Origin of the sequence: Microcoleus sp. A003_D6, assembly GCF_036702825.1 — a bacterium.
In the GTDB taxonomy this organism is placed as follows: domain Bacteria; phylum Cyanobacteriota; class Cyanobacteriia; order Cyanobacteriales; family Microcoleaceae; genus Microcoleus.
This window is the reverse complement of record NZ_JAUBWA010000049.1, coordinates 1-18,926: the sequence shown is the minus strand read 5'-3', so window position 1 is coordinate 18,926 and position 18,926 is coordinate 1. Positions and strand designations below refer to the sequence as shown.

15 protein-coding genes, 2 pseudogenes and 1 riboswitch are annotated in these 18,926 nt (G+C 47.6%); of the genes and pseudogenes, 14 read left to right on the top strand and 3 right to left on the bottom strand.

What is annotated here, in order from left to right:
• The first annotated feature begins 82 nt into the window (after nt 1–82).
• The 8 genes and pseudogenes from atzF (at nt 83) to QUB70_RS15280 (ending at nt 7,328) form a co-directional block, all read left to right on the top strand.
• Nucleotides 83–1,897, top strand: a complete 1,815-nt coding sequence (gene atzF / locus QUB70_RS15315) for an allophanate hydrolase (protein WP_332981573.1) — start codon at nt 83–85, stop codon at nt 1,895–1,897.
• 40 nt (nt 1,898–1,937) lie between these two features.
• Nucleotides 1,938–2,687, top strand: a complete 750-nt coding sequence (locus QUB70_RS15310) for a calcium-binding protein (RefSeq protein ID WP_332981571.1) — start codon at nt 1,938–1,940, stop codon at nt 2,685–2,687.
• 310 nt (nt 2,688–2,997) lie between these two features.
• Nucleotides 2,998–3,921, top strand: coding sequence for a tRNA pseudouridine(55) synthase TruB (gene truB, locus QUB70_RS15305; RefSeq protein WP_332981631.1), 924 nt, complete (start codon nt 2,998–3,000; stop codon nt 3,919–3,921).
• Between the two features lie 15 nt (nt 3,922–3,936).
• Nucleotides 3,937–4,146, top strand: a pseudogene (locus QUB70_RS15300) (NAD(P)-binding domain-containing protein); the annotation flags it as partial.
• A 157-nt stretch (nt 4,147–4,303) separates the two neighbouring features.
• Nucleotides 4,304–4,534 (top strand): hypothetical protein, encoded by a 231-nt coding sequence (locus tag QUB70_RS15295; protein ID WP_332981569.1) that lies wholly within the window; start codon nt 4,304–4,306, stop codon nt 4,532–4,534.
• Nucleotides 4,535–4,544: 10 nt separating this feature from the next.
• Nucleotides 4,545–4,775 carry a membrane protein insertion efficiency factor YidD gene (yidD, locus tag QUB70_RS15290; RefSeq protein ID WP_332981567.1) on the top strand — a complete coding sequence of 77 codons (231 nt, stop codon included), beginning with the start codon at nt 4,545–4,547 and terminating at the stop codon, nt 4,773–4,775.
• 216 nt (nt 4,776–4,991) lie between these two features.
• On the top strand, nt 4,992–6,206 hold the full coding sequence (locus QUB70_RS15285) for a response regulator (protein WP_332981566.1): 1,215 nt from the start codon (nt 4,992–4,994) through the stop codon (nt 6,204–6,206).
• A gap of 114 nt (nt 6,207–6,320) precedes the next feature.
• Nucleotides 6,321–7,328, top strand: coding sequence for a glycosyltransferase family 2 protein (locus QUB70_RS15280; RefSeq protein WP_332981565.1), 1,008 nt, complete (start codon nt 6,321–6,323; stop codon nt 7,326–7,328).
• Between the two features lie 408 nt (nt 7,329–7,736).
• Here the strand turns inward: QUB70_RS15280 and QUB70_RS15275 are convergent, their stop codons facing one another.
• Entirely contained in the window at nt 7,737–7,949 is a 213-nt protein-coding gene (locus tag QUB70_RS15275; protein WP_332981562.1) for a hypothetical protein, read from the bottom strand.
• 85 nt (nt 7,950–8,034) lie between these two features.
• The gene (gene tnpB, locus QUB70_RS15270; RefSeq protein ID WP_332981561.1) at nt 8,035–9,168 is read right to left on the bottom strand and encodes an IS200/IS605 family element RNA-guided endonuclease TnpB; all 1,134 of its coding nucleotides are present in this window, start codon (nt 9,166–9,168) and stop codon (nt 8,035–8,037) included.
• A gap of 348 nt (nt 9,169–9,516) precedes the next feature.
• Nucleotides 9,517–9,671: riboswitch (guanidine-I (ykkC/yxkD leader) on the top strand.
• A 144-nt stretch (nt 9,672–9,815) separates the two neighbouring features.
• Between tnpB and QUB70_RS15265 the strand changes: the two genes are divergently transcribed.
• The 6 genes from QUB70_RS15265 (at nt 9,816) to uca (ending at nt 18,505) form a co-directional block, all read left to right on the top strand.
• Nucleotides 9,816–10,883: an ABC transporter substrate-binding protein gene (locus QUB70_RS15265; RefSeq protein WP_332981559.1), complete on the top strand. Its 1,068-nt coding sequence runs from the start codon at nt 9,816–9,818 to the stop codon at nt 10,881–10,883.
• Nucleotides 10,884–10,989: 106 nt separating this feature from the next.
• Nucleotides 10,990–11,841 (top strand): ABC transporter permease, encoded by an 852-nt coding sequence (locus QUB70_RS15260; RefSeq protein WP_332981557.1) that lies wholly within the window; start codon nt 10,990–10,992, stop codon nt 11,839–11,841.
• A gap of 176 nt (nt 11,842–12,017) precedes the next feature.
• Nucleotides 12,018–12,794: an ABC transporter ATP-binding protein gene (locus tag QUB70_RS15255; protein ID WP_332981556.1), complete on the top strand. Its 777-nt coding sequence runs from the start codon at nt 12,018–12,020 to the stop codon at nt 12,792–12,794.
• Between the two features lie 351 nt (nt 12,795–13,145).
• Nucleotides 13,146–13,874, top strand: a complete 729-nt coding sequence (locus tag QUB70_RS15250) for an urea amidolyase associated protein UAAP1 (RefSeq protein ID WP_332981555.1) — start codon at nt 13,146–13,148, stop codon at nt 13,872–13,874.
• A gap of 193 nt (nt 13,875–14,067) precedes the next feature.
• On the top strand, nt 14,068–14,709 hold the full coding sequence (locus QUB70_RS15245) for an urea amidolyase associated protein UAAP2 (RefSeq protein ID WP_332981554.1): 642 nt from the start codon (nt 14,068–14,070) through the stop codon (nt 14,707–14,709).
• Between the two features lie 181 nt (nt 14,710–14,890).
• Entirely contained in the window at nt 14,891–18,505 is a 3,615-nt protein-coding gene (uca, locus tag QUB70_RS15240) for an urea carboxylase (protein WP_332981552.1), read from the top strand.
• Between the two features lie 91 nt (nt 18,506–18,596).
• On the opposite strand, the pseudogene QUB70_RS15235 reads toward uca, so the two are convergent.
• Nucleotides 18,597–18,926 (bottom strand): annotated as a pseudogene (locus QUB70_RS15235) (photosystem II q(b) protein); the annotation flags it as partial.

The window sequence follows — 18,926 nt, the reverse complement described above, 5'->3', positions numbered from 1 at the left end:
AAGCCAGGGGCCCGGCGGGCTCGTCTTTTGGTCAATTCTTCAATCTAAAATCGATCGAGTTCAGTGAAATTGACGGTGCATTATGGAAAAATTTAACTACAGCAACAGTCTCGACATTAATTCGCTGCTCGATCGCTACCGCACAGGCTCGATCGCGCCCGCAGATGCGATCGCCAGCGTGTACGATCGGATCGAACGCTATGCAGATCCGGCGGTGTGGATTTATTTAGCACCGATCGCGGAAACCCTCGAACGCGCCAAAGCTTTGGAAAACCTAGACCCGCAACAATTGCCGCTCTACGGAATACCTTTTGCGATCAAAGATAATCTCGATTGGGCGGGCGTTCCCACTACGGCGGGATGTCCTCCGTTTGCTCGCACTCCAGGGCGATCGTCGGCAGCCGTAGAGCGCCTGTGCGCGGCAGGTGCGATCGCGATCGGCAAAACGAACATGGATCAGTTTGCCACAGGATTAGTGGGAACCCGCACGCCTTATGGAGTTTGTCGCAATCCGTTCGATCGGCGCTACATCCCGGGCGGATCGAGTTCCGGTTCCGCAGCAGCAGTCTCGGCCGGATTGGTAAGTTTTGCTCTGGGTACCGATACCGCAGGATCGGGGCGGGTTCCCGCTGCTTTTACCAACATTGTCGGGCTGAAGCCAAGTTGCGGGCTGGTAAGCACTCGCGGGCTGCTGCCGGCGGTGCGATCGCTCGATTGCGTTTCTGTGTTCGCTCTAACTTGTGCGGATGCCGCAGCAGTGCTGCAAGTAGCGAGCGGTTTTGACGCTGAAGATGCGTTTTCTCGCCGCCCTGAAACGAAAGTTTTGCCCGATTTATCGAGCTTGCGGGTGGGAGTTCCCGCAGACGGGGAACTCGAATTTTTCGGGAATGCAGAAGCCGAACACCGCTACCGTTCGGCGATCGCGCGCTTGCAATCTTTGGGCTGCACGATCGTACCTATTGACTTCAAACCCTTTGCGGATGCTGCCGAACTGCTCTACGGCGGGCCTTGGGTAGCAGAAAGGTTGGCCGCGATCGGCGATTTCCTCGACGCGCACCCAGATGCGATCGATCCGATCGTGTACGAAATTATCAGCGGTGGCAAACGCTACGATGCCGTCTCTGCCTACCGCGCGTCGTACCGGTTGGCCGAGCTCCGCCAGATCGCAGCAATTCAGTGGCAGTCAATGGATGTGTTGGCGGTTCCCACGACAGGTACGATTTATACTGTCGCAGAAGTTGCAGCCGAGCCGATCGCGCTCAACACAAATCTCGGGCGCTACACGAACTTTGCGAATTTGCTCGATTTGTGCGCGATCGCAGTTCCCAGCGGGTTTCAAAGCAGCGGATTGCCCGCAGGATTGACACTGATGGCTCCTGCGTGGCACGATTTATCGCTCTGCCGCCTGGGATCTGCTTTCCACGCCAGCTTGGGGGGAACTTTGGGCGCAACCGGTCTACCGCTGCCAACCTTCCCGGAACCCGCCACCGCAGCCAAATTGTCCTCAGAAGAACAAGTCAAAATAGCCGTGGTTGGCGCTCATTTGAGCGGTGAGCCGCTGAATTATCAACTAATCGAACTCGGAGGAATTTTGGTTCGCGCCTGCCGTACCAGCCCGATTTACAGGCTGTACGCTTTGACGGGGACAGCGATTCCCAAGCCGGGATTGGTGCGGCAGAACGAGGGCGGTAGCGCGATCGAGGTGGAAGTTTGGGAGTTGTCGATCGCAGCTTTCGGCCGATTTGTCGCTCAAATTCCCCCGCCCCTGGGAATTGGTACGCTGGTGTTGGAGGACGCCTCTACGGTGCAGGGCTTTTTGTGCGAATCTTATGCTGTGGCGGGTGCGATCGATATTTCCGATCTCGGCGGTTGGCGAGCTTATAACTTCCGCTTTTAAGCTAAGTTAGAATTGCAAATTTTTACCCATCTTCACAGTCATGCCGACAGCAGTGCCATCTCAGCCAATTCCCAGAATCACAACCCCAACCCCCACCAGCGGGGGTACCAATCCCGGAGGCGATGCTAGTGGCAGGAGAGGCACCAGCGGCCCCGACTCCATCAGCGGTACTGCGGGCGCTGACTTGATATTCGGTTTGGGCGGCCCTGACACCATTTTCGGCTTGGCGGGAGACGATAGCCTGTACGGTGGCGACGGTGACGACTCTGTGCGGGGCGGGGCTGGTAATGATTTGCTGTTCGGCGGTGCAGGCCGCGACAGCGTTTTGGGCAGCGAGGGCGACGATACTTTCTACGGTGGCAAAGGTTCTGACTCGGTAAGCGGCGACGATGGCAATGATTTGCTGTTTGGCAACCAAGATAGCGATACTTTGTTGGGAGGCGCGGGCAATGATACTTTGTTTGGGGGTGCTGGCGACGACTCGCTGCTTGGTGGCATCGGCGATGACTGTTTATCGGGCGATCGCGGCCGAGATACTTTAACTGGCGGCGCCGGAAACGATACTTTTGCGATCGGGCGTTTGGCAGACGGGGATGTGATTGCAGATTTTACTGATGTGAGCGATCGAATTCGCTTGAGTGCCGGTCTTACCTTTGGCGAACTCACCATTTCCGCTGGAACCGGAACTTCGCCGAGTACAATTATTCAGCTTACAAGCACCAAGGAAACTCTGGCTACTTTATTCGGAGTTGCCAGCACTTCTATCAGTCAGGCGGACTTTATTTTTTAATTGGGAATGGGTAATTGGGAATGGGTAATTGGGAATGGGTACTTTTGAGTTTTAAGTTTTCAATGTTCAACTTTTCAACTCATGCACGGCTTTCGCCTTGCGAGTAAAGCTCTTCGGAGCGATATTTTATAAAAGTAATCTCAACAATTTTCATCCTCCTTATTACTTATTCCATCTATCCGTTAAATCCGTTAAAAAATCAGTTGCCGAACTTCCATCTGACTTCTATCCGTTAAATCCGTTAAAAAATCAGTTGCCGAACTTCCTTTTGACTAATGACTAAGGACTAATGACTAATGACTTCTTTCTAATGACTACTGACGGTTTTCTCAATCTCAACAAACCTGCGGGCATGACTTCTCACGACTGCGTGGGGCGAGTGCGCCGGCTATTGAAACTCAAGCGAGTCGGACACGGAGGAACCCTCGATCCTGCTGTGACTGGCGTTTTGCCGATCGCCCTGGGCAAAGCAACCAGACTGCTGCAATTTCTCCAACACAATAAAGCTTACCGAGGCACGATTCGGTTTGGCTTAATTACCGCTACAGACGATTTGGAAGGAGAAATTATCCATTCTCGGCCGGTGCCGGAGTTGAGTTTAGAAAAAGTGCAATCTGCACTGCCGAACTTTATCGGAAAAATCGAGCAATTTCCGCCGAGTTTTAGTGCGGTTCAGGTGGGAGGAAAACGCCTTTACGAGTTAGCTAGAAAAGGCGAAACTGTGGAAGTTGCTGCTAGAAATGTCGAGGTTTTTCGACTGGAAATCTTGGATTGGCGATCGGGGGATTTTCCTGAATTGGATTTGGCGATCGCCTGCGGGGCGGGTACTTACATTCGGGCGATCGCGCGGGATTTGGGCGCACTGTTGAATGCAGGCGGTACTTTGGCTTGTTTGACTCGCACCGAAAGCAGCGGTTTCTCGATCGACCAAAGTCTCAGTTTTGAAGAATTGGAACTGCAATTGCAGGAGAATAAATTCTGCCCGATTTTGCCAGCGCAGGTTTTGGGACATTTAGGGGCGATCGTCCTTTCCCCTGAATATACCAAACGCTGGTTTCAAGGTCAGCGCCTCCCGATCGCAGAAATTATGGAAAATAGGAAAGTAGAAAAAAATCTTTCCATTTCCTCATCTTCTCTCTTGCAGGTTTACAATGAAGACAATCAATTTTTAGGTATCGGTCAAGTAGTTACTTCAGATACAAGTAGCATCTTGGCTCCTCAAATTGTGTTTTAGCTATTAAAGAGGCAAAAAATGAAAATAGGTATAATTGGCGCTGGAAATGTTGGCGGAACTCTGGGACGCATTTTAACACAAAAAGGTCATGAAATAGTATTTGGTGTCAGAGACCCACAGAGTTCTAAAGTGCAGTCTGCTGTAGAATCTACAGGAGGGAAAGCACTAGCAGCTAGCGTTCGGGAAGCTGCAAGTCACGGAGAAGTTTTGATATTAGGAATGTGAATTAAATAACTTACACTCTTGAAAGTGGGGAGTAGGAGTTGGGCGTCCCGCCCGCCCTTTTTGGACGGGCGGGACGCCCATCCCACAATAACAATTAAAATTGTAAGTTATTTAATTTGCGTTCCTTAGCTACGCCTTGGAGTGCCACCCAAGAGGCGTGCGTGAAAATTTGCAGTTCGGCTCGCAAACAGCAACTGCGTTTATTTGCGGAGACGATGTAGAGGCGAATAAAATTGTAACTAATGTCGCGCAAGACATCGGATTTGAGGTGATTGATGCGGGGGATTTGAAGCAAGCTCGATTGCTAGAACCGCTGGGGATGCTGTGGATTTACCTAGCTTTTAGTGGCATGGGACAAGATTTTTCGATTAATTTAATCAAGCGCTGAGGCCAAAATTGTGAAAATATTGCTGACCGGATTAATCCGAGGCTACAAAATGGGGATTTCTCCTTATTTGCCTAACGCCTGTAGATTTCACCCAACTTGTTCGCAATACGCGATCGAAGCCATAGAAAGATTTGGGGCGGCCCGCGGCGGATTCATGGCAGTTAAGCGGATTTTGCGCTGTCATCCTTTTCATCCTGGGGGTTACGATCCCGTACCTCCCAAAGATAGCGAGGGGAATTAATTATTATTGAGAAGCAGGATTTTAGTCATTAGTTAATAGTGCACAGAGGCGTTGCATCCTCATGGCTAAAACTCCCGAGGGGAATCACTCCCTGATACGGTTAAACTCGTAGCATTAATTGTTTTTTTTTACCAAAATTCAGTAATATTACTGTTCTTTTCCACAAATGAGCAGCTATATAATAGTAGAAACAGAGTACAGGGGATGCGAGTGAATATGTCTGCTACCGCAATCGGGTACAAAATGTTGTCTCATACTTTGGCAGTCCTCGACCAGAAACAGGCAACGGGGAAGCTGCTGTTAGAGCAAGGTGAACAACAGTGGCAACTTTACTTTTTTCGGGGTAGTCTGGTTTATGCCACAGGAGGATCGCACAGAGCGAGACGGTGGTACAGGGCGATCGGGCAACACTGTCGAAACTTTCAAGTGGATCTCAGAGACCTCGATGCTGGGGAACTGTGGGAATATCAACTGATAGAGCAAGGGTTAGCAGCCAGCGAAATGAGTTTGGAACAAGCTAGGGCGATCGTCCACAGCAGCGTTTCCGAAGTGTTCTTTGCTCTGATCGGTCAATCGGGTTTGCGCCGGGAGTGGCGTCCGTCCGAAAAATATTTTTCTAAAATTATCTCTTCTTTGGTGCTGTCTTTAACGGAAGTAGAGCAAATTCTGTGCTCTACAGAAGAACTTTGGCACAAGTGGAAAGCAATGGGTTTGTGGCTGGTAGATCCAGAACAAGCACCGCTTTTAAAAGCGTCGGCCCAGTTGCAGCAAAATCGATTTAGTTCTAATTCTTTGATAGCTTTGGCTAACGTATTTAACGGCGAGAATACTCTTTGGGATATTGCATTTAAGAAAAAGCAGTGCGTGACAGTGGCAACTCGCGCTTTAGTTAATTATATCAAGCAGGGTTTAGTAAATTTCCGAACAGTACCAGACTTGCCATCGCCTATAGAACAGTGGCGCCTTGCCGCGGCGATGACCCGGCCGGGTCGCCCTTTGATTGCCTGTATCGATGACAGTCCGACAGTATGCGAATTTTTAGAGCAAATTTTATTGCCGGCGGGGTATCGAGTCCTAAAAATTCAAGACCCGATGCAGGGAGTGGGCATCATCGCCAAACACAAGCCTGGTTTAATTTTTATGGACGTGGTGATGCCGAAGACAAGCGGCTTTGCTTTGTGCAATTTTTTGCGAAAAACACCGGCTTTTCGGGAAACTCCGATCGTGTTTTTGACCTGTAAAGACACTATAATTGACCGCACGCGAGCGAAATTTACAGGTGCTTCCGATTTTTTGAGCAAGCCACCCAATCCCGAACAGGTTTTGCAAGTAGCTGACAAGTATTTGAAGGTAAAAGGCGATCGCAACCCTTTAGCAATTAGCCGCCCTGATTTACTGAATTCGCACCAACTTACATTTGCAAATTCTTGAACGGAAATTACGGAAATTAATGAATAAAAGAACCCTTTCTAGGGTGCGTCAGGAACTGACGCACCCTATAACTATTGTACAATAAAGACGCAACCGAATTTAATATAATTAATTATGAGTGATGTTATGAGCGATCGCACTCCGCAGGTAAGCGTAGTAATTCCGGCTTACAATTGCGCGGATTACGTCGGTCAAGCCGTAGATAGCGTTCTGCACCAAACCTATACTGACTGGGAAATTATTGTAGTAGACGACGGTTCCAAAGATGACACCAGATTAGTTTTAGAGCAATATGGCGATCGAATTCGCTACATTTACCAACAAAATCAAGGAGTTTCGATCGCCCGAAATCGCGGCATCGAGCTAGCGCGAGGAGAATTCATCGCCTTTCTCGATGCTGACGACTACTTTTTCCCAGACAAAATAGCAGCACAAATGGCTGTATTTGCAGCGAAACCAAATCTAGGAATAGTCCACAGCGGCTGGCGTCTAGTTAATAGTATAGGCGAACCGCTAAAAGATGTCAAACCCTGGCAAAACGTCCCTAAATTAGACTTAGAAATGTGGCTCAGGTGGAAACCGGTATTACCCAGCGCGATGATGTTTCGCCGCCATTGGTTAGAGCGCGCCGGCGGCTTCGATCCTCGATTTCCACCAGCCGAAGATACAGATTTAGTGCTGCGTTTAGCCTTAATAGGATGCGAAGCAGATTGGCTGCGGCAAGTAACAGTTTGCTACCGCCAGCACGAACAAAGCGCCATGTACAAAGGTTTACCGCAGGCTAAATCCCTCGCCGCAGTCACGGACAATTTTTTTGCCCGCCCCGAATTGCCGGATAAAATACGTTTGTTGGAAAAGCAAATCAAGTACAGTACCTTAGTTTGGATTGCTTGGTATTTGTACCGCACGGGTCATTCTGTTGAGATGGTAGAGTTTTTGCAGCGTTCTTGGAATTATACGCCTTATTTGCCTGTGGAAACAGTAATTAATTGGACGGAATGTTTCGCCGAGTTTTCGCAGAATGCGGGAAATGAATTGGATGCAGATTTATTAGCTCAATCTCCCGAGTGGCAGCAGTTAATGCAGTGGGTAATTGTCGGTACGCCAGCTCGATCGTGTTGATAGTCGATCGAGCTTTTATATCATGTCCGGTTGATTCTGGATCGGATAATTTGCGATCGTAGGGGCTGGTTTTACCAACCATCTATCTGGGAAACTAAATAAGCTGTTCTGCATTTAAATTGGCTGTCAAAAAACAATCAAACTCTTGTGGGGTGGGCTTCTAGCCCGCCCCGAATATGCAATTTAAATGCGCGACAGCTTATCTCGTAAACCCGCCCCCCCATGCTTATCTATTCGATCGCACTCTGGCGTTGCTTAATCAGGGTATGAAAAAAATCAGTTGAAAATCCCCAAGCTTTGTCGATACTGGTTTCTATGACTGGCCTATTTAGCCTTTCATACCGTAAATCAGCAACGCCTTTAGTTTCATTAACTCACTAATTTTAAATTTTAAATTCACCCTGGATTTTACCATATATCATTTGTCAGCCGGGGCGGGTTCACCAACAAAAACCTGCAAATAATTGACAATCTCATAAACCCGCCCCGGCCTCGCATCCAGTCTAGGGCGATCGAAGTATTTCTCAACAAATCTGCAATTTTTGCCTTGCGGGTTTCGTCTGTATGCAGGTAAACTTCGCGATCGACAATCGCCCGGTTTAATCCTCCAAAAACTTTCATCGTGAACTACCAGACGCTGACCACTTAAGTGGTACAGCGCTGGCTTCCTGATTCAACGGGAACAGCGTCCAACAAAACCGAAATTTTACTCTTGTCGACTTACATCCCCTCCGCAGGCATTCGCGCTAGTTCCTAACGCCAAAATCCGCAAGGCTTCATTTCTAATGTTGATTGAAGCATTTATGTCGCGATCGTGATGAGTACCGCAATGCCGACAAGTCCATGTCCTAATATCAAGAGTGAGACTCTCAACTCGATTTAGACATACATGGCAAGTCTTAGAGCTAGGAAACCATCTGTCAATTTCGACATATTGCTTTCCTTCACTTTCAGCCTTGTACTTGAGCATGGTACAGAACATACCCCAGCCAACATCACTAATCGATGAAGCTAAGTTATGATTCTTTACCATACCTTTGATATTGAGATTTTCTACTGCAATAACTTGGTTTTCGTTCACTATCTTGCGGGATAGCTTGTGCAGAAAATCTTCACGGCACCGAGCAATTTTGGAGTGAACTTTTGCCACTGCCAGCCTTGCCTTCTTTCGGTTTTGACTGCCTTTCTTTTTGCGAGAAAGCGAATGTTGTTTTCGCTTTAAGTTCCGCTGGCGTTTGACAAAATGTTTGGGATTGCTAAATTTAGAACCATCACTGGTAATCGCAAAATGAGTCAATCCTACATCAATACCAATCGCTTTATTTCCTGGAACCAGTTCAGGTTTTTCTTTCCCGTCATCAATCAAAACAGAAACAAAGTGTTTACCGTCCGGGTTGCGAGACACGGTGACTGTTTTGATGTCGCCATCAAAATCACGGTGTCGCCGACAAAAAACTAAGCCAATTTTAGGCAGGCTGATATAGTCACCCTCGAATTTGACATTTTGAGGATAGCCGATCGATTGCCTGCCGTGCTTGGCTTTAAATTTGGGCGGCATCGCCCTCTTGTCAAAGAAGTTTTTATAGGCAGTAGACAAATTTAGTGCAACTACCTGCAAACATTGAGAATAGGGTTCTTTTAGCCATTCGTATTCTTTTTTGAGTGCAGGAAGTAAGCCTTGTATACACCCTCTAGACAGTCCTTTACCAGTATTCTTGTAAGTTTCTTGACATAAATTCAAAGCATAGTTCCAAAACCATCTCGCACAGCCAAAAGACTTTGCTAGCAAGAATTCTTGCTCATCTGTGGGATAAATTCTGTACTTGTATGCCTTATACATTTATCAAGATTGCCGAATACAGATAAAGTTATCGTACCACACAAAAACGATATTGATTCGCTGTCGCTCAAGTTATTTTTTGGTTCATTTTCATCCCGACGCTCACCTCCGGTAGAGCGCGGGACTTCCCATTCACATTAGTTAAAAACCCGAGAAAAACCGTATTTTGTAACATTCTACACATTTTACGATCGAACTTGCTGTTACCGTTTGAAACGTAGCAATCTAGTACGATCGCACGCTACAGTATGCTTACCTTTCAAAAAGCTAAGTGCATTGCAGCAATCAAAAGTCTCGAATAACTCCCTGATTTGCAAACAGGACTTATACAGACAAAAACAGAAAAAATTTAACAGCTTCTAGGGTTCCGATTTGAATCAGTTTCTAACTCAGCTTAGAAAGTTCAAGTGCTGGTCCGAGAGAAGCAGACTGGTTATCCCAATATTTTATTAATTTGAGGGAAATACTAGCCAGTTACACGGCGGGATAAAAGCCCGGGAGAAACGCGATCGGTCTTGCCGACTCGGTTCGTTAGCTCTCGGGCTTTATCCTTGTATATCAGGGGGGTTTGCGGAAGCTAAGGAAGCCAAGAAAGGTGCAAAAGCTCGATCGACATATTCACCTCTAACCAGCAACCAGAATCTGCTATGAATATCCGATATTGCTCCCCAAAAATAACGCGATCGCCCTTATCCTACTGTGCCATATTTTTCATAACCTTGTTTTTCGCGATCGGCTGCGTCAACCCGGCAATTTATATCAAAACCACGACAGAAACAGAAGCAGCTTCTTCAATAAGTGCTGATGCAGTTCGCCTCGGATTCAGCGCGTGGCCTGGCTGGTTTCCGTGGCAAATTGCCAAAGAACAAAAGATATTTGAAGCCAACAATGTTCCTGTAGACTTAAAATGGTTTGACGGCTACTTAGAATCGATCAGCACCCTCACCGCAGGACAGATAAATGCTAACAGCCAAACCCTCGGCGATACAGTAAACTCCATATCAGGCGGCGCCGACCAAGTAATTGTTTTAGTCAACGACAACTCGACGGGAAATGACAAAGTAATTGTCGCCGAAGGCATCAATTCTGTTGCGGATTTGAAAGGAAAAAAAGTTGCAGCAGAGGAAGGTACAGTCGATCACTTTCTCTTATTGTTAGGGCTGAGAAAAGCAGGTTTATCAGTGCAAGATATTCAATTTGTACCGCTGGAAACCGGCAAAGCTGCGGCGGCTTTCGTCGGAGGACAAGTCGATGCGGTGGCAGTATTTGCGCCGTTCACTACCCAGGCATTAAAACGCTCGAACAGCAAGGAACTGTTTAGTTCAAAAGATTTTCCGGGGGCGATTTCCGACCATTTGGTATTCACCCGAAAGTTTATAGACGAACACCCCGATCGAGTGCAAGCCCTAGTCAATTCATGGTTTGCAACATTGGAATACATGAAATTAAATAAAGAAAAATCTTACGAGATTCTCGCCAACCGCGCCGGAGTCAGCGTAGAGGAATACAAAGAATATGAAAACGGCACTAAGATATTTACGATTGAGGAAAACTTGAAAGCATTTCAACCGGGAAATGACATGACATCCTTGCAGTTTGCGGCGGCAGAAATGACTAAATTCCTCGTAGATGTAAATTTAGCCAAAACCCAACCAGATATCAGCACATTATTTGACGATCGCTTTATCAAAGCTTATGCCGAAGGTAAAAGCTAGGAGGCAGAATTTCCGATTTTGCATACACAAGCAACTTTCAAAAATATTCTTTTTTAAAATCCCAAAAGCTACTCAAATTACTCGATAACCGTTCTGCAATTAAATCATGCCACCAAATCCCGAACCCCGATCGATCCAATCCCACCTCAAGCAAAAAAGCCTAAATCCCACCGTTTTCTGGCGGATTGCGGAAGAGATACCACAACCACTCAATATTGGGTTAACGGTAACATCGATCGCACTCCCGTTGCTGCTGTGGTGGCTAGTAACAACTTTCGCCGATGTAGACCCCAAATTTTTGCCTTCCCCCGGCAAAGTTTTAGAAGCATTCGGCCGGCTGTGGAACACTCGCGAACTGTTGAAAGACACGGTAGCGAGTTTGTGGCGGGTGGGAGTGGGCTTTCTGTTCGCCTTGCTTTTTTCCATACCAATTGGCGTACTGATGGGCAGTTTTCCCAGTATTCGCGCCTTGCTTGAACCCATGTTCGGCTTGATGCGATATATGCCCGCACCAGCATTCATTCCCCTATTAATTCTCTACTTGGGAATCGGCGAAGAACCCAAAATAATGCTGATATTTATCGGCGTCTTTTTCTTCAATTCGCTGATGGTGATGGATACAGTCAAGTTTGTTCCAAAAGACTTGATCGAAGCAACTTATATGTTGGGCGGGAATCGCTGGGAAATCCTCACTCAAGTTATTTTTCCCCACGTTTTGCCGGGAATTCTTGATGCTAGCCGCATCAACCTAGCTGCGGCTTGGCAATTGGTAATCGTGTCGGAATTGATTGCGGCAACCGAAGGCTTGGGCCGCCGGATCAGCGTCGCCGGTCGATTTCTCCGAACCGATGAAATTTTTGTGGGCCTGATTGTCATTGGGGCGATCGGGCTGACTTTTGACTTGCTTTTTCAATATCTGCTGCGGGTTTCTTGTAAATGGTCAAGTCAGAAACAGTAAGCAGATTTTGAAGGAAGAAGGAAGAAGGAAGAGGGAAGAAGGAAGATGGAAGAGGGAAGAAGGCAGTGGTTTACAATCAAATTGCAACCCCGCTAAATATCATTTTTTCTCCTAAAACTTCCAGATTTTGGGAATAAACAAATCAATTTTTTACTTACAATACAGAGGATTAACTCATGTTTCTACAAATCAACAACCTGCACAAAAACTTTGAAACGAAAAAGGGTAAATTAGTTGTCCTCAAGGACATCAATATGAGCATCAAGCAAGGCGAATTTATCTGCGCGGTAGGCGCATCCGGTTCGGGCAAATCTACTCTTTTGAGGCAGATTGCGGGATTGGACAAGCCGACAACAGGGGAAGTGAAAATTGACGGCAAGGAAGTTGTTTCGCCTGGGCCGGATAGAGGTATGGTATTTCAGCATTACACTCTTTTTCCTTGGATGAACGTGCAGGAAAATGCCGAGTTTGGCCTCAAACTTCAAGGCTTGTCCAAGCAAAAGCGGCGCGAACAAGCTAGCTATTATTTGAGTGTGGTAGGATTGACGCAGTTTGCTTCGTCGCTACCGAAGGAATTGTCGGGCGGGATGAAACAGCGGGTGGCGATCGCCCGCGCCCTCGCTTCTGAACCTAAAGTGTTATTAATGGATGAACCTTTCGGCGCCTTGGACATCCACACCAAAGAATCGATGCACGAATTTATGCTCGATTTGTGGCGCCGCACTCAGATTACAATCTTTATGATTACCCACGATGTCGAAGAAGCGGTGTTTCTTTCCAATCGGATTTATGCTTTGGGCGCTCGTCCCGGTACAGTGAGAAAGGAGATGTCGATTAATTTGCCCGATCGCACTCCCAGCATTAAACGGCACGCCAAATTCCACGATTACCGCGACGAACTCATGGATTTGATGCGGAAACACGGACAAGAAGCAGTTGCAATGGCTGCTTAAATAGAAATAGGTTTGTATTTGCACTTTTACGGGCGGGCAGGATGCCCACCCCACAAGAAAACTCACTCTTTGTGGAACAGGCATCTTGCCTGTTCGCCAAGAGTGCAACTGCCAACTTAAATAAGTGGAAACTTAACATCTTGCACCATTGTCAATTACCTATTTAGGAACGGGCAAGATGCCCGTTCCACAATAAAATTGAGTTTTGTGGAACGGGCATCTTGCCCGTTCTTGAAAATGGTGCAAGATATCAGTGGAAATAAATATTACTTTGGGAAAGGGCGGGTTTTGCCGCTACAAAATACTATTATTTTGTTTCCCTAACCTACCCAAATACATCAAGAGGAACTTATGGTGCAACTATCGATCGACCCAAACTCACAAATTGATTCAAGCCTCGTATTAATGCAAGAAACCGTACCGGGCGGCGCGTACTGGTCGGGAGTCATCAAGCGGGGAAACACCCTGCGAATCACCGATTTAGAAGGCTCTCGCGGCGTTTCCATGCTGTGCTACAACGCCGACAATGCGATCGAACGTTTCAACGCAGCAGACACCGCCAAAATTCAATTCAACGCCTTTCTCAAACAAGGCATGGTGCTTTACACAGACATGGGACGCATCCTATTTTCCATCACCCAAGACACATCCGGCTGTCACGATTTGCTAGGAGGATGCAGCAACGCCATTAGCAATGCCAAAAAATACGGAGAAGGAGACTGGAAAAACTCCCGCGATAACTTCCTCAAAGCCCTAACTCGGTGGGGATTGAGCAAAAAAGATATCATGCCCAACCTCAACTTATTTACTCGCATTGCCGTCAAACCAGACGGCACGATGGAGTTTCGCGAAGGCTGCGAAAAACCGGGGAGTTTTATCGATTTGCGAGCCGAAATGAACGTATTGACAATTATCTCTAACTGCCCCCACATCCTGCATCCGGGTTCAATTTACGATCCAAAACCCATCCAAATTCAGATTGTGAAAACCCCCGCACCCGCACCTGACGACTTGTGCCGCACCGCCAACCCGCAAGCCGTGCGCGGCTTCACCAACACCGATGCTTTGTTCCTGCAATAGACAGCACTGCATTTAATCGCCTCCAATTCCCGCCATCATCTGCGTTTATCAGTGTTTATCTGCCTAACATCTGCGGTTAAAAAAGCCATCAAAAACTGATGTAAAACACCTAAAAAACCAGATTTGAAAACTATATCTAATCCGCACCGAGCGGCAGCAAAAAATGCTGTAAATTCATCAACCCCAGTGAACCATGACTGCAACCACCCAACAAATCCTCGATCCAGAAACAGCAATTTACAACGAAGTTTTACCAGCCACACATCCCTGGTCTCGCGTCATCAAAAAAGGACAGATTCTCCGCATTGTAGATTTAGGCGGAAATCAAGCAGTAGACTTTTTAGTTTACAATGCCGATGACCCTTCAGAACGCTACAGCGCCCCCGATACGATCGTCAATCAAGGCAACATATTTGTCACTACAAACAGCCAACTAATTTCCAACGAAGGGCGAGCCATGATGACCATAATTGCTGACTCCTGCGGGCGGCACGATACCTCCGGCGGCGCCTGTAGCTGCGAGAGCAACTCGGTGCGGTTTGGACTCGACAAAAAATACCAGCACGCCTGCGTTGAAAATTTCCTCGCCGCAATTCTTCCCTACGGTTTGGGCAAACGAGATTTAGTCAGCAACATCAACTTCTTTATGAACGTTCCGGTTAGCGAAGACGGCACCCTAGAAATTGTTGACGGCATCTCCGATCCGGGAAGTACAGTTGATTTGCGAGCCGAAATAAACGCGCTAGTTGCTATTTCTAACTGCCCGCAAATGAACAATCCTTGCAACGCTTACAATCCTACACCGATTCAGTTGATTGTTTGGGATTCCGTCTAATCTAATATACCCGCCGCGAGGGGGACGCTAGCACTATTGTTACCGCCCTCCCCTATTGCCCCAAGAAACAAGCAATTGCATTCCCAAGCTTTCCAATCTAGAAATTATCTGCGTTTATCTGCGTTCATCTCCCTAACATCTGCGGTTGACTTATCAATCAAAAATTTATACAAATACCCAAATGTTTAACAAAGTTCTAATTGCAAATCGCGGTGAAATAGCCTGCCGAATTATCCGCACCCTCGATCGCCTCGGAATTGCTTCGGTAGCAGTATATTCTGAAGCCGACGCCCGCGCCAAGCACGTTTTCGCCGCCAGCGAAGCCATTTGTATCGGTGCAGCCGCCGCAGCCGAGAGTTATTTGCGGTTCGATCGCATTCTCGAAGTTGCGCGCCAAACAAAAGCTCAAGCTATTCATCCGGGTTACGGCTTTTTGAGCGAAAATGCTGAATTTGCCGAAGCTTGTGCAAGGGAAAATATTGCATTTATCGGCCCGACTCCGAGTCAGTTGCGCTGCTTTGGATTGAAGCACACCGCGCGGGAAATAGCCGCTGCAAATCAAGTGCCGCTAACTCCCGGAAGCGAACTTTTAGCAAGTTTAGAGGATGCCCAAAAAGCGGCTGGCGCGATCGGCTATCCGGTGATGCTCAAAAGTACCGCAGGCGGCGGCGGCATCGGTTTGCAGGCTTGTTTTGGCGATCGAGATTTGGCAGAAGCATTTGAAAAAGTACAGCGTTTAAGTCAAAGCAATTTTAAAGTGAGCGGCGTTTTTTTAGAAAAATACATTCAAACAGCCAGACACATTGAAGTCCAAATCTTTGGAGATGGCAAAGGAAATGTGATATCCTTGGGCGAGCGAGATTGTTCGGTGCAGCGGCGCAATCAAAAAGTAATAGAAGAAACTCCCGCCCCTGCTATTAGCGACGAACAGCGAAATCAGTTGTACGGTGCAGCAGTGCGGTTGGGACAAGCCGTAAATTACCAGTCAGCAGGTACTGTTGAATTTGTGTTTGATGTCGATGCGAAACAGTTTTATTTTTTGGAAGTCAACACGCGCTTGCAAGTTGAACACGGCGTTACTGAAGCTGTCAACAACATCGACCTCGTTGAGTGGATGGTAAAACAGGCTTCGGGAGATTTGTTCCCCCTGGAAGAGTACCGATATCGGCCGCAGGGACACTCAATTGAGGTGCGAATTTATGCCGAAGATGCCGCCAAGAATTTTCAGCCGAGTTCCGGGCTTCTAAATCAAGTTGTGTTTCCCGAAAACGTCCGCTGCGACAGTTGGATAGAAACCGGCACGGAGGTTACTCCTTTTTACGATCCGCTGCTAGCCAAAGTAATCGTTTGCGGGGATAATCGAGAACAGGCGATCGCTCAACTAAAAGCTGCTTTAGATGCCAGTGAAATAGCGGGAATTGAAACTAATTTAGATTACCTCCGCCAGATTTTGGACGATTCCAGATTCAACCGAGGCGAACTGAACACGCGCTTTTTAAACTCTTTTGAATACGCACCTTTAACGATCGATGTATTGGAGGGTGGAACCTACAGCAGCATTCAGGATTATCCGGGGCGGATTGGCTATTGGGATGTTGGCGTGCCGCCTTCTGGGCCGATGGATCATCTGGCATTTCGATCGGCAAATCGTTTAGTAGGAAATCCAGAATCGACAGCCGGATTGGAATTCACAGCGACAGGCCCAACTCTGCGCTTTAATGCCGATACAGTTATTAGTTTGACTGGTGCAATTATGAAGGGAACGCTAAACGGCGAACCAGTGCCGTTTTGGACGGCAATTCCCGTAAAAGCTGGCAGCATTCTTAAGTTAAAAGGCATTCAAGGCGGCGGCTACCGCACTTATTTAGCAGTCAAACACGGCTTTAATGTACCGGAGTATTTGGGCAGCAAATCAACTTTTGTACTGGGCAAATTTGGCGGACACGCGGGCCGCACGCTGCGTCCGGGAGATGTGTTAAAACTCCACCAAACTGCAACTCTGGAAGCGGAATTATCTTTGCCTCCCGAACTCATTCCAAGTTACAGCAATAATTGGGAAATCGGTGTTTTGTACGGGCCTCACGGCGCGCCGGATTTCTTTACTGAGTCAGACATCGAAATGTTTTTCTCTACAGAATGGCAGGTGCATTACAACTCGACGCGGACGGGTATTCGGCTGATCGGCCCGAAGCCTACCTGGGCGCGCCAAGACGGCGGGGAAGCGGGTTTGCACCCGTCTAACATTCACGATAATGCTTACGCGATCGGCACGATCGACTTTACGGGCGATATGCCTGTAATTCTCGGTCTTGACGGCCCGAGTTTGGGAGGTTTTGTGTGTCCTGCTACTATTGTGCAGTCGGAATTGTGGAAAATCGGGCAACTGAAACCGGGGGACAGCATTCGCTTTCACTGTTTGAGTTTTGCTGAAGCTTTGCAGCGGGAATTAGCACAAAATAGGCAAATTGCTACTTTTTGTTTGCCTGTTTTTGGGGAAAATGCGGAGGAATTGCCCGCAGTTCCCGCCTCTCCAATTTTGCACGAAATTCCCGAATCTCCGGGACAGGTTGCTGTTACTTACCGTCAAGCTGGGGATAAATATATTCTAGTTGAATACGGCCCGTTGGTGCTGGATTTAAATTTGCGTTTTCGGGCGCACGCCTTGATGGAACAGTTGAAAGCAAATCCGTTGCCTGGTGTTATCGAATTAGTGCCGGGGATGCGATCGCTCCAAATTCACTTTGAGGGCCGCCAGATTTCGCAACAGCAGCTAATGCAGGCGCTGATTGCGGCTGAGGCGGAACTTCCGGCGATCGAGGATTTGGAAGTGCCGGCGCGAATTGTGCACTTGCCTTTATCTTGGGAAGATGAATCGACGCTGTTGGCCATTGAAAAATATATGCAGTCTGTGCGATCGGATGCACCTTGGTGTCCCAGCAATATTGAGTTTATTCGCCGCATAAACGGGCTTGACAGCATCGAACAAGTCAAAGAAATTGTATTTAATGCTAGCTATTTAGTGATGGGTTTGGGAGACGTTTATTTAGGCGCGCCCGTCGCAACTCCCCTCGATCCGCGCCACCGTTTGGTTACTACTAAATACAATCCCGCCCGCACTTGGACTCCTGAAAATGCAGTCGGCATTGGCGGCGCGTATTTGTGCGTTTACGGGATGGAAGGGCCGGGAGGTTATCAATTTGTCGGCCGCACGGTTCAAATGTGGAATCGGTTCAAACAAACGGCGGATTTCCAGTCGGGTAAACCTTGGCTTTTGCGCTTTTTTGACCAAATCCGATTTTATCCGGTTTCTCATGAGGAATTGCACCGCTGTCGAGAAGAATTTATTGAAGGTAAGTTTAAATTAAAGGTTGAGGAAATCACTTTTAATTTGAGAGAATACAATGAGTTTTTGCATTCTATTGCGGGGAGTGCTGCTGAATTTAAAGCGCAGCAGCAGGCCGCATTTAATGCAGAGCGCGATCGCTGGGCTGCATCCGGGGAATTTGAAGCTGAAGTGGCAGCAGAATCCTCGGCGGATGTGGCTGAGGGAGTGGCGGAGGTGAATTTGCCTGCTGGCTGTGAGGCCGTTGTCGCTCACGTTTCGGCTAATGTTTGGCAGGTGCTGGTTAATGTTGGAGATGCGGTTGCTGAGGGCGATCGCCTGTTAATTTTGGAAGCGATGAAAATGGAAATTGCTATTACTGCTGATGTGGCGGGAACTGTAGCAGAGTTGTTTTGTGAAAAGGGGCAAACGGTGACAGCCGGACAAATTCTAGCGGCGGTTCAACCCGATTAAAAATACTTCAAATCCCCGCAGTAAAAATATTTTTCCCAAACAAAAAGCGCCCCTATTTCTAGGAGCGCTTTTTGTAATCTCAGACTAAAACTTAGCCGTTGATAGAAGGAGCAACCATTGCTACGGGAGTGACTTCACTTGCAGCCAAATCAAGCGGGAAGTTGTGAGCATTGCGCTCGTGCATTACTTCCATACCCAAGTTAGCGCGGTTGATAACATCAGCCCAAGTGTTGATGACGCGACCTTGAGAGTCGATAATCGATTGGTTGAAGTTGAAACCGTTCAAGTTGAAAGCCATCGTGGAAATACCCAAAGCGGTAAACCAGATGCCAACTACTGGCCATGCACCTAACAAGAAGTGCAAGGAACGGCTGTTGTTGAAACTCGCGTATTGGAAAATCAAACGACCGAAGTAGCCGTG